Annotated in this window: 11 protein-coding genes; all 11 read right to left on the bottom strand. The window is 36.3% G+C overall.

Features of this window, described 5'->3' with window-relative positions:
* Window positions 1-37 precede the first annotated feature (37 nt).
* A complete protein-coding gene (locus BK580_RS06370) occupies window positions 38-754 on the bottom strand; it encodes a hypothetical protein (RefSeq protein WP_078379525.1) in 717 nt (238 codons plus the stop codon).
* Window positions 751-1,371, bottom strand: coding sequence for a PilN domain-containing protein (locus BK580_RS06365; protein WP_078379524.1), 621 nt, complete (start codon window positions 1,369-1,371; stop codon window positions 751-753). The genes BK580_RS06370 and BK580_RS06365 overlap by 4 nt, the downstream gene beginning before the upstream one ends.
* 2 nt (window positions 1,372-1,373) lie before the next feature.
* A complete protein-coding gene (gene pilM / locus BK580_RS06360) occupies window positions 1,374-2,354 on the bottom strand; it encodes a type IV pilus biogenesis protein PilM (protein WP_078379523.1) in 981 nt (326 codons plus the stop codon).
* 24 nt (window positions 2,355-2,378) lie between these two features.
* A complete protein-coding gene (locus BK580_RS06355; protein ID WP_078379522.1) occupies window positions 2,379-3,131 on the bottom strand; it encodes a prepilin peptidase in 753 nt (250 codons plus the stop codon).
* A gap of 2 nt (window positions 3,132-3,133) precedes the next feature.
* Window positions 3,134-3,577, bottom strand: coding sequence for a competence type IV pilus major pilin ComGC (locus tag BK580_RS06350; protein WP_078379521.1), 444 nt, complete (start codon window positions 3,575-3,577; stop codon window positions 3,134-3,136).
* A 95-nt stretch (window positions 3,578-3,672) separates the two neighbouring features.
* Window positions 3,673-4,881 (bottom strand): type II secretion system F family protein, encoded by a 1,209-nt coding sequence (locus tag BK580_RS06345; protein WP_078379520.1) that lies wholly within the window; start codon window positions 4,879-4,881, stop codon window positions 3,673-3,675.
* A complete protein-coding gene (locus BK580_RS06340) occupies window positions 4,874-5,923 on the bottom strand; it encodes a type IV pilus twitching motility protein PilT (RefSeq protein ID WP_078379519.1) in 1,050 nt (349 codons plus the stop codon). The genes BK580_RS06345 and BK580_RS06340 overlap by 8 nt, the downstream gene beginning before the upstream one ends.
* A 9-nt stretch (window positions 5,924-5,932) precedes the next feature.
* Complete coding sequence (locus tag BK580_RS06335) at window positions 5,933-7,600, bottom strand: GspE/PulE family protein (RefSeq protein WP_078379518.1); 1,668 nt, start codon at window positions 7,598-7,600, stop codon at window positions 5,933-5,935.
* A gap of 32 nt (window positions 7,601-7,632) precedes the next feature.
* The gene (locus BK580_RS06330; protein WP_078379517.1) at window positions 7,633-9,078 is read right to left on the bottom strand and encodes a VanW family protein; all 1,446 of its coding nucleotides are present in this window, start codon (window positions 9,076-9,078) and stop codon (window positions 7,633-7,635) included.
* Window positions 9,079-9,745: 667 nt separating this feature from the next.
* Window positions 9,746-11,482, bottom strand: coding sequence for a sensor domain-containing diguanylate cyclase (locus BK580_RS06320; RefSeq protein WP_078379515.1), 1,737 nt, complete (start codon window positions 11,480-11,482; stop codon window positions 9,746-9,748).
* A 103-nt stretch (window positions 11,483-11,585) separates the two neighbouring features.
* Window positions 11,586-12,896, bottom strand: a complete 1,311-nt coding sequence (locus BK580_RS06315; RefSeq protein ID WP_078379514.1) for a bifunctional folylpolyglutamate synthase/dihydrofolate synthase — start codon at window positions 12,894-12,896, stop codon at window positions 11,586-11,588.
* Between the last annotated feature and the right edge of the window lie 15 nt (window positions 12,897-12,911).

Genomic DNA, 12,911 nt, shown 5'->3' with positions numbered 1-12,911 from the left:
AGCAACTTGTGGATTCGACTGTTTCCTCGGAAATAATTTATTCATTGTCGATAAATGGATTTGTTTTATTGCTTGGTTCTGGTACAGAAATTGGAGGTAGGTCCTCTATCAAATCACTTAGCTCTGGATGATAGAATGCAGAAACCTGCACCGTATAAGTAAGTGATTCAATTTCCTGTGTGATGGAAGTTAGTTCAGGCATTCCTGTAAATGCTACCGACTCTATTTGAGTGATTCGAGTTAAGCTTTCTAATCCTTCCAAAAACAAGGTGAGTTCTTCATAGTTTTCTGACTCTACAGTTAGACTAACCGTTACCTTTTTTAACCCTTCCGGTAAATAAGCAGCTTCTTGCTCCTGTTTTTCCTCTTCTGCATTTATAGTGTGTGAATCAATATATTCATCTAAGGTAGTAGTTGGAGTGAAGTCGGATTCACCAAAAGTCATATTGGTAATTCGGCTGTTAGATACTACCTCCGCTTTCTCCAGTTCCAGAAGAAGCTGTTCTACATATGGGGTAACCGGTATTTTTCTTTGCAATTCAATCGTGTTACCCAAACCAGAACCAGCTGATGCCTGCTGTTGCTCCAGCATCTTTATCAATTGTTCTTCCACTTGAATCTCTTGTTCCTTTTGACTAAGTAAAGTCTGCTTTGGCACATAACTAGCATAATAAAATAGAATGATACCAATAACTAAAAAGCTTACGATGGCTGAAAAGATGATATAGTGCTTCTTTTGCAATTCTATAATCATGACTCTCCACCCCCATCTTCTGCATCTTCCTCTGCTTCTATTTCTAAAGCAGTCTTTATTGCGTTCCGATCAAATATGAGATCGTATTGGGCAATATACCTTGGAAGTACATCATTAGAAGCTTCCTCATCAATGGTAGAAGTAGAAATACTTGTTAGATTCACTACTTTAAAATAACTTGCTTCATTCAAATGATGTAAATAGTAAGCAGCGTCTCTTGATTCATCAAATTGCACCGTTACATTTAAAGTACCTGTTTCTGAATAAGTAAAATTTTGAACAAAGCCTCTTGAAGGTAATAAGCGTACAAGCTCTTGCATAACTGGTACCATTTCAACTGGATATTCTTCCGCCCATACAATAGTGTTTTCTAAGCGTTGAATAGAAGAAGAGCTTTGTGGCTTTAGAATGGCTTCTTCTTTTTCAACACGTAGTGCTTGAGCAGCCTGTAGTTCCTGCTCAGCCTTGTTTAAATCTTGATTGACTAAGGTAGAAAAAACAAAAAATGAGACTACGACCAATATGACAAAAAAAGTACAAATTCCATAGACTAGAGGCGTAGTAATGTTTCGCGCTTGTTTTCTAGGTAATAGATTTATTTCAACTAACGATTTCACTGCTACACCTCTTTTAAAGCTAACCCGAGTGGAAAATAATACTTAGGGTCAACAACCTCTTGATCTTGTGTGTTTACTTCTTGCTCATACGTATCAACCTTCACCGTCATACGTTCTCTTAATTTCGATAGTGCCAAAGGAAGATTCGGGTGATCACCATATAGGAGAACTCGCTTTACTTCTTCGGTTCCTTGATTTAAGGAATAGCGGAAAAAGTTCATAATTCTTTCTACTTCTTTCAAAAAATCCTCTAAAAACACATTAAATTGAACAATGTCACCAGACCATTCTAATCGCGTATTCGCTTCAGATACTTCCCACACTTTTAACTCTTGCGGAACAGCAATCGTTCTCACAAATACAGGAACATGTCCCATAAAGATGCTTAAGGTAATACAGCTCACATCAAAATGAATAATTAACAAATGATCCTTTTCATTACGCTGTCCAAATTCATAATACAAGCGATATAAACATAAGGAGGAGGCATCCGCAACAGTCGGTTTTAGCTTATAATCTTCTAAAATCCGAGAAAATCCAGATACTATTTCTTCCGGTGAAGCAAAAAGGACTAACTCAGTTGTTTCTGAACGATGTAAAACATGAACATCAAAAACCGGGTCTTCAAAAGGAAGATGAATGGTGGAACCAAGTTCTAAATATAAATGACCAATAATTTCATCATCCATAATGTTAGATGGTATCGAAAGCTTTCTGGTCACCACATATTGATCCGGTACGACAAATCTTACATGTTTCCGCTTTAATCCCCAATCTTCCACACATTCCTCAAAAATCAGACGAAAAATATTCTCATCGACAACTTTCCCGTCGCGAATAATATTAGGGGGCAGAAAACGTTCCTTTGTTCTCTTAACAACTAAGGGATCCAGGCTTTTTAACTCTACCATTCTAATAACATGGTCTCGAAACGTAATATTAATAAAATTATTATGTTTAGGTTGTAAAAACGAAAATTCCATTCAATAGAACTCCTTTGTGATTTACTAGAAGAGTAGAGAAAAATACCATTTCAATAGAGTTTCACCTGCAAAATAACTAATAAGTGCTGCAATGGCAATTGATGGACCAAATGGAAATGGAACACCTTTTTTTATTTTACCAAAAAACATGCCAATAAGCGCTATTATCATTCCAATTAATGAAGATAAAAAGAAAGTTAACACAACAAGCTCCCACCCAAGAACAAAACCGAGTACTGCAAAAAGCTTGATGTCGCCTCCTCCCATACCACCTTTCGAAACGAAAGCAACTAGGAAAGGAATAGCAAAGCCTACAATCAGTCCAAGGCCATGATCAAAGAGAGACTGATATGGTATAAATACTCTTTCTATCACAAAAAGCCCAAAGAAAAACAATAAAATTTTATTAGGAATAAGCATATAATGAATATCCGTAATCACGATGATGATTAACAGAGAAATGAGGGTCCAAGCAATTACTAGTTCATAAGTCCAACCCATGAACAAGGGAGCTAGGACAAATAGTACGGCAGTTAAAAGCTCGAATAATGGATAAATAGGAGACACGGACTTTTGACAGTACCGACATCTCCCTTTGGAAAAAACATATGAAAGAACGGGAATCAAATCAATCCCCGTCAAAGTTTGCTTACAGCTTGTACAATGTGACCTAGGCGCGACAATCGACATCCCCTTAGGAATCCGAAGGCCAACTACGTTGTAGAAGGAGCCTAGGAGGAGTGCGAAGATCATAATATAAAAAATATATAATACCATGATTATGGTGTTGTAGGTTTTACATCAGCTCTTGTAACATTTAATGTTTTATTACTTGCATCAATTTTTGCATTAGTAGTTCTTAATGAAGTTATAAGTGTTACTTCAATTACTTTACCCTCATCCAATTTTACTTCTCCATTGGTATAACCTTTTTTGTCAGGATCTTCGATTTGTTCAATGAAATTCCCGTCAATAAGTTCATCTAAAGTGATAGTTTGTGAACCTACTGATTTTGATGTATCCTCAATTACTAATAATCGGGCAGAGTTAATCATTTGTTGTGCATTAGCTGCATGTGCATCCTTCTTTGAATTATCAATCAAGTTCCCAATACTAGGCACAGCAATCGCCGCAATAATCCCCAAAATAACTACAACCGCTAATAACTCAATTAACGTTAAACCTTTTTCATTCTTTAATAAATTTCTGAATTTTTTCATCATTCTTTTTTCTTCCTCCTGATTGGAAATAAATTGAAAAGCTTATAATATAATTCTATTATACTAGATTACAAAAAACAACAAGAATCTGCTTCCATTTACATCTGAATATGATTAAAAATATCGAACATTGGAACTAGTATAGCTGTGACAATAGTCCCTACTATTGTAGCGAGTAAAACTATCATAATTGGCTCTATTAAACTCTTTAATCGATCCGTTGCATTATCTACTTCTTTTTCATAAAACTCCGCTATCTTGTCTAGCATGACGTCTAGTGACCCCGTGCTTTCACCAATGGATATCATCTGTGTGACAAGTGGTGGAAATGCCCAGTGAGCTTTCATCGGAGTAGTTAATGATTCTCCTTTTTCTAAAGAACCCCTCGCATTTGCCAAGACTTTTGCAATTACTTCGTTGTCTGCTATTTTCTCGACAATGGCAATTGCTTGTAGTATTGGAACAGAACTAGAAAGTAAGGAACTAAGTGTACGAGTTAATCTTGCAATCGACGCTTTTTGTAAGAGCTTACCGAATATCGGTAGCTTTAATAAAAAGTAATCTAGGTAATACTTTGAATTTTTCTGCTTTCTAACGATCGAGATTCCAACAAAAAGAAAGGCAAATAAACCAAGAACTAACCACCAATAAGATTGCATCCATTCACTTGAACCTAAGACAAATCTCGTAATGAACGGAAGCTGTGCTCCGAAGTCTGCAAACATTGAAACAAACGTAGGTACAACACCAACCAACAAGAATATAATAACGGCTATTGCAATAACTCCAAGGACTGCTGGATATATTAAAGCCGAGATTATCTTCTGTTTGGTTTCATGCTGTTTTTCATATTGTGTAGCGATTCGGTCCAAGGTTTCGTCTAGAGCTCCACTTGCCTCCCCAGCCTTGATCATATTGATAAACATTGTGGAAAATATTTTCGGGTATTTTGCCGTAGCAAAAGACAGCGAATTCCCTTGCCGCAAATCTCCTTCCACATCTAATAAGGCACGTTTAAGTGCCTTACTTTCTGTTTGATTTGCCAAGACATTTGTCGCCTCGACTACAGGTACTCCTGCACGTATTAAAGTAGAGAACTGTCGTAAATAGACAACAAAATCTTGTAGCTTTACGGGATTTCCAATTGTAATATCTTTCGTGAAGATGGACTCTGGTACCTCATCCATGTGAAGTACACGAATACCTTCCTCTTTTAATTTAATAAACGCTTCTCTTCGGGAAGTACTAATAATGGAGCCTTCTCGTTTTCCGTTCCTGTCTCTTCCAACATATTTAAACTTAGGCATGATAGCTATCCGACTCCTGTATAAAGCTTTCTGCTGACAATTTCAAGATTTGACCTGTTTGTATCAGCTCTTTTATATTCATTTCTAATGTATGCATCCCTTGAGCCCTGCTAGTTTGCATGACATTTTGAATTTGATGGATTTTTTCATTTCTAATTAAATTTCCTACTGCCGAATTATTAATTAGGATTTCTGTAGCAACTTTACGTGATAGACCATCTATCGAAGGAAACAAGCGTTGCGAAAGAATAGCAACAAGAACGGACGCTAACTGGATTCTAATTTGTGCTTGTTGTGGGCCTGGGAACACGTCAATTATTCGATCAATAGTAGATGGTGCATTTGTCGTGTGTAAGGTGCCTAAAACTAGATGTCCAGTTTCCGCTGCTGTTATGGCAGTTTGAATCGTTTCTAAATCTCTCATTTCTCCAATTAGAATAATATCTGGGTCTTGTCGCAAGGAAGCACGTAATCCATTTGCAAAAGACCTGGTGTCTGTACCAATCTCTCGTTGATCTATCATACACAAGTTATGCCTATGCAAATATTCAATTGGATCCTCTAATGTGATAATATGCTTTTTCATTGTAGAGTTCATATAATCAATCATAGAAGCAAGCGTTGTGGATTTTCCACTCCCAGTAGGACCTGTTACTAAAATGAGCCCTTGAGGTTTTTCCGCTAGATTTTTGAGAATGGGTGGTAATTCTAAAGACTCTATACTTGGGACACTTGTTGGGATAATACGAATAGCAAGTGCAATAGAGGAACGCTGCTTATAAGCATTCACCCTAAATCTTGAAATGCCAGGGACACTATAAGAAAAATCCAATTCTCCTTTGTCCTCAAAAGTAGACCACATAAATGGAGGAATCATTTCTTTGGCAATGGTATGCGTATCCTCAGGTAAAAGCACTCTATCAACATACTTAATTAATTCACCGTTTACTCGAAAAACAGGTGATACACCTACAGAAAGATGGATATCTGATGCTTTATTATCAAATGCAAATTGTAACCATTCTTGTAATTGATTGATCATATACTCCACCTAATCTTGGAGAGCAACACGCAAAATTTCTTCTGTCGTTGTTAACCCCTGTTTTACTTTCATTAAACCGTCATCTATGAGAAATACTGTATCCTGTTCATATGCAAGTTCTCTTATTCTGGAGACCGACTGATTATTCATGATGACTTTTCTCATTTCATCATTGATTACTAATAACTCATGGATTGCAATCCGGCCTTTATATCCAGTCATGTTACAGGTTCCACAACCTTTTCCACGAGCTATCTTTTCAATTGTTAAGCCTCTTTTTGCGAAAATCTCCTGTTCTCGAATGGTAGGCTCGTCCTGTTTCATACAATCACGACATACCTTCCGAACTAATCTTTGGGCAATAACTCCATTTACAGAAGAACCAACTAAGAAAGGCTCTACCTGCATATCGATTAATCGTGTAATCGTGCTAATGGCATCATTTGTATGGAGCGTGCTTAAAACGAGATGACCTGTTAAAGATGCTCTTATTGCTACTTCAGCTGTTTCTTTATCACGGATTTCTCCGACCATAATAATATTTGGATCTTGGCGAAGAATAGCTCGAAGTCCTTTGGCAAAGGTCATTCCAACGTTAGGATTTACTTGAATTTGGTTTATTCCTTCTAATTGATATTCAACCGGATCCTCAACCGTAATGATATTTACTTCTTCACTATTTAAGTGATTAAGGGCAGCGTAAAGAGTAGATGATTTACCTGAACCTGTCGGACCGGTTATCAAAATAATTCCTGTAGGTTTCGTAATAAGGTCAATAAATCTCTCATAATTTTTCGGGTTAAATCCAAGTTGAGATAAATCATTTAAAGAACTACTTAAATCTAAGATACGCAAGACAACTTTTTCCCCATAAACTGTTGGAAGGGTAGATACACGCACATCAACTGGATGGAAATCCATATTCGTTTTTATGCGACCATCCTGAGGAATACGATGTTCGGTAATATCCATTTTTCCAAGTATTTTAATGCGGGCAATTAACACGTTTTGTGTGTGTTTGGGCAAGGTCCGTTCTGTTTTCAATACCCCGTCAATCCGATAACGTACCACAACCTTTGTTTCCTGTGGATCGATATGAATATCACTCGCTCGCTGTTGCACAGCATTCTGCAAGATTTGATTCACCAATCGAACAACTGGTGAATCATCCTGTGTCATACCTTCATCCTCTATATTAACTCCAGTAGAAGGCTCGATAATATCCATAAATTCATCTAGCGAATCCTCTACCTCATAAAACTTATTAATGGAACGCAAAATATCATCTTTTGTAGCAATTACTGGTTCAATTTCAAAACCTGTCGATAGTCTCAAATCATCTATAGAGAAATAATCCATTGGATCAGCCATTGCGACATAGAGTTTATCATGTTCCTTTTTTAAAGGAATGACTAAATTACGCTTAGCAAAATCTTTGGAAATGACATGCATTAGATTTTCATCAAACGGATATCGGTACAAGCTTACATGTGGAATTCCTAATTGAAATTCTAACACTTCGATTAATTGTTGCTCTGTAATGTAACCTCTTTGAAGTAGCGCATCTCCAATTTTTTGACCTTTCGATTTTTCATTTAATGTTACTTGTAGTTGGTCAGCAGTAATAATTCCTGCTTCTACTAATAAGTCCCCTAATCGTTTTCTCGTTTCAATCATTCTGGCCATCCTTTTTATGCTAATTTTTCAATCTACTTTCCAGCAGGATATGTTGGATTATTCCCGGATGCGTTATTTCCATTTGAAGAGTTATTACTTCCAGAGATTTCATTTGAATTCGAATTTCCTGTGTTAGTGCCTGTATTAGTTCCATTGTTTCCAGTATTATTATTCCCTGAATTGGTACCAGAATTATTTCCAGTATTATTCCCAGTGTTGGTGTTGTTCCCTGAATTATTATTGGTATTGTTGTTGACATTATTGCCAGTATTATTTCCAACATTGTTACCATTATTAGAGTTGTTAGGTGTTGTCCCGTTATTATTTTCCTGATTCGGTGGAGGAGTTGGCTTAGTTATGCTATGCACTTCTATTTGTTGAATAGGCGCATAGAAATCTTTCGCAATAAGTGTTGTCTCTACAATCTCTCCATCACTATCCGTTATCTGCCTATTAAGAACGACATACTCCCCTGACTTTCCAGTTTCTTTTATTTGCTTCTGATTCTGCTGTAAAAGTGCAGAATATTGAACAATCGTTTTAGGCGTATAGCTCTCCCTTGTTTCTTCAATTATTTCGTAGGACAAAAGCAAGGGTTGTCCACTCACTGTCCCTTTTAAATTATTATTTAATCTAGTGATTTCTATAGTCCATGCATGATTATTAGGATTATAAATTCGAAAGTCCATTTTATCTTTTTTAAAGGCGGCTTCATACCCTGCCCTTGACCATTCTGGTAATTCTTTTGAGATATGTCTTTCCAAAATATCCATATTTGTTGGAAGAACTAATTGATAGAGCAAAGAAGCCAAAACGCTACTGCTTTCATCACTCAACTCTATTTCTGCTTCCTCCAGCCAAGCTTTCAATGAAAAAGCAGAACTAGAATCTACAGTAATGGAGGAGATACCTTCTAGTTCTCCTGCAATGCTTATCCCTACTTGCATTGATACTTCATGTAGAATTTCATCCGTAGATGTGCTATCAAGAAAATAAGTTGAAATCGAAAAGCTCGTGTCTTCCTTCGTTAGGTTGGATGCTACTGCTTCAATATCATTTTTCAACTTTACTAAATCTATATCTGCGTTTATTTGCGTATCACCAGTTAATTGCTCTAATATACTTAAGAATGTAAAATCAGGCAGATTTACCATTAAATTATTTCCCATGCCATCAATAGCTTCTTCTACTGATTTTTCAATCTGGAATTCAAACTCGTTTTTATCAATTGCAGCTAATTCTCCAGACCACTCCAAATAAATAGTGCCTTCTTTTTTCCATAACTCCACTGCTGCATTAAGTTCTGCAGCTGCTTCTGCTTTCGATTTATTTTCTACCAATTCTGTTCCAATTAACGTTTCATTGTTAAATTTCTTCGGAATAATTTTATCTGCAACCACAATTGGGCCGTATTGACCAGCAAAAAACACGAGAAGTGTTCCAACAAGCATTACACCAAAAAGCTTAAGACCTTGCATCTTTTTCCCCCCATAATACACCATTCTTTATCGTTCTATATTCACTTTCCTATAGAAGTATAGAGTACTTATGTTTCTATTCTTTTTCTTCCATCTTTCATTATCAAAATTCGTTTTTATCAGCCTTTGCCTGGTACATGTAGGAACGCTTTTGTAGGAAAATCGTAGATAATAGGAGAAGCAAAATTATTAGTAAAATCGAATGCAATGGAGTAAACAATTTGTATACAGAAAAACCAACTAAACTTGAAACAAATATTATGACTGCGATCGTCACTTTTCCTTTTCTACTATATCCAAAGGAAAATTTAAATAATATAGCTAAAACCACGAGGTAAAAAAGTAGTCCACCAATATAAGTATACAAAACTCCACCACTCTCTCTATATTTACAAAAATTGTAGAAGTAAGTAAGATATTGTTATTGTATAATAAAGCTAGATTTTTGGAAATAGGAGATTACTAGACGAATTATATTAAATTTCTCCACCGTCAATTTTAAGACACTTCTTCCCATAGAAAATACCTACCCTTTTTGCTTGATTGGAAAAATCCCCATTTTAATTAACCTTAATTTCACAGTGAATTTTCCCACCCATTTAGATAAAATCTCTTTACTAAAAAAGAAGAGGGTACACACCCATTTATGAGTGTGTCCTTCTTCTTTTTATGACGTCTTCTTATACTCCGCAACTTTATTTCTACCTGCTTGCTTTGCCCCTACGTACATCGCACGATCTGCAAGGCGAATAAGTTCTAGGCAATCTTCTGCATCAAATGGTGCTGTAGCAAATCCGATGCTCGCTGTAACTTTAACAAGCTGTGCTACTTGCGCATCTCCTATATGCTGCTTAAGCGCGAAGGATCGGTTGGCAAGGTGAATTCTGACCGTTTCAGCAAGTTCGAAACATTTAGTTCGATCTATGTTTGGTAGTAGAATCACGAATTCTTCTCCACCATACCTTGCAACTGTTCCTCTATCTCCTATGATGGCTGATAAACGTTCTGCTACTTGAAGGAGAACTTCATTGCCGCTCTGATGCCCGTAAGTATCATTAACCTTTTTAAAATGATCTAAATCAAGTAACAACAAGGAAAGACACTGATTATCTCCTTTATTAAGTTTTTCAAATTCCTTTTCCAATAAATTTTCGAAATAGTGGTAATTATATAGCTTTGTTAGTGCACAACGCTCGCTTCTATTTTTTGTTGCTTGATAGTGACGTGCCTTTTCTAACGCAACGCCGAAATAAGAGGCTAAAATATCAACAATCATAAGTTGCGACTTATCATATGCTCTTTTAGAAGTACTTGCTAAAACAACAATTCCTTCAATTTTTTGATTTCGTGATACAGGAACACACATGACACTTTGAATAGAAGGAGAAAGATGGGTTTTAGTTAGATGTTTCCATTCCTTTTTTGTGAAATAACAAATGCTTTTTCTGCGTTCTAAAATATATGCTAACAATTCCTCGTCTACTAAATGCAATTCCGTGTTGATGGCAATGGTATTTTCCTTATCAATCACCCGAAGAATCTTCAATTTATCATCTTTGTTAACATCAATTATCGCTGCATAATCTACAGGAAAAAGGGTTGAAACCTTGTCCAAAAACACATCAAGAACTTCCTGTGTGTCTAAACGTTCTGTTAACTGATGACCGATACCCGCTGCTTGTTGAAGATAATGATTCACCTTTTGACTAGAATGATATAGTTTGAGAATCATTGTTAAAATAACAAATGGTAAACCTACATAAAAAATGGCAACGATTCCAAGTTGCTCATAAAGGACATACAAAATAAGACCTACCGGGAGAACTATTAAACTTGTGATACCGTCCCACTTTGAGTCTGTTGTAATGAATTTTCTCTCTCTCTTGTATAGTGAAATATGGATAAAATACAAGGAAATTTGATTTAAAGTAAAATAGACAAACTCATGAGCGAGAATCGGAATAGCTACTCCGGTATTTAACAATTGAGCATCTCCATGTGTCCCGCCTAATAGGTAAAAAATCAAGCCGCTTAGAAGTGATAAACTAGCAAACATAAATAAATTAATTGGGATTCTGTGTAAATTCTGCTTGCTAACCCTTATATAAGTCATTAAAGCTATTACAGAAATAAGTGTTAACACCATTTCTGCAAATAACCCAAAAGATAAGAATACAGCAAGAGATACCCCTTGGGTTAAAAATAGTGGGACATCTCCTACAACTATTGGGATAAGGGAAAGTATGATAATGAGAACCGCAAACCCCACTAGATGGAGGATAGGTAATTCCTCGATGGCAACTGGAGAAAGATGATATCCTAACCAAAGAACCATTGGAAAAAATAAAAAGAAGGCTACCCAAATAAACCTTTGCATTCGACCACTAACCGCTTGAGCTACCATACTTACCCCTCCCTTCTGATAGAAACTTTAAACTAAATTAGGCAATAAGGTAATTTTATCAAATTTTCTAACTTTTGTCACAATAAATCTAGGCTAATTCTCCCTATTCTCTTTTTCCCGACTCTAAGAAATAATTCCTAATTTCCGAAACAAAATAGAGGGACCCTGTAATCAACAGTAAATCTTCTTTATGTAGAGTTGGTAAAATTGAATTCACTGCCTCTTTCCAATTTTCTTCAAACCACTTTATCGAATGATTACTTTTATCAAAAAGTGATTCTGCCGTAGCTGCCCTCGGAAAGTCAAAAGAGGTAAAGGTAATCGAGGTAGCTACTTCATCTAATAGTTGAACCATTTCATCTAATGGCTTATCTGATAATGCGCTAAATATTAGGTGTACTCTTTTTGCGTGATAGCGATTTTTTACAGTTTGAACAAGTGTTTGAATTCCTTCTTTATTATGGGCACCGTCTACTATAATGTGCGGTTCTGAAGATAACTCCTCTAACCGCCCTGCCCAATAGGCCTTTTCTAACCCATTACGAATATGTTCTTCTTCTACAAAAAAAGAATAATAGCTCTTGATATATAAACAAGCCATTACAGCCAATGCCGCATTATCCACTTGGTGGCGACCTTTCATTGTCAAAGTTAACTCATTAAGTTTGCCAAAAGGTGTTTGAAGAGAAAACACTTCTCCGCTCTCTGATAGTTGGTACTCTACTATTTTTAATTCTTGTGAAAGTTGATAAAGACGCGCTTGTTTTTCTTTTGCAATAGTAGTGATTACTTCTATTGCCTCTTCTTGAGCAACTGCTGTAACAACAGGGACGCCAGCTTTAATAATACCTGCTTTTTCAAACGCAATCTCGCCAATTGTATCTCCTAAAAAGGCTTGATGATCATGCCCAATATTCGTTATGACAGAGACTAATGGATGAATTATATTAGTCGAATCAAACCTGCCTCCTAGTCCGGTTTCATAAATGGCAATGTCCACTTCCGCCATATGGTAAAAATAATAAAAGGACATAGCTGTGATCACTTCGAATTCAGTTGGACTTCCTAAATCATGTTCCTCTAATTCCTCTGCTAAAGGTTTTATCAGGTTCACCAGTTCTACCATATGCTCCTGAGAAAAAGGTACACCATCGACACTTATTCTTTCATTAAAATGTTCGATATATGGAGAGGTAAATGTACCTACTCGATAGCCTGCCTGTTGCAAAATATTTCGAATATAGGTAACCGTTGATCCTTTTCCGTTCGTTCCAGCTATATGAATGGTTTTTATTTTCTTTTGTGGATTTTGAAGTTTTTCCATCATCCACTCCATTCGCTTTACACCTGGTTTTATCCCAAAGCGAAGCCTAGAATGAATCCAACTTAATGCTTCTTCATATGTATGTACCATCTTTAGAGTCCCTTC

Source organism: Sutcliffiella halmapala (assembly GCF_002019665.1).
In the GTDB taxonomy this organism is placed as follows: Bacteria; Bacillota; Bacilli; order Bacillales; family Bacillaceae_I; genus Sutcliffiella_A; species Sutcliffiella_A halmapala.
The sequence above is the reverse complement of the archived record's forward strand: the minus strand, read 5'-3'. Positions and strand labels throughout refer to the sequence as shown.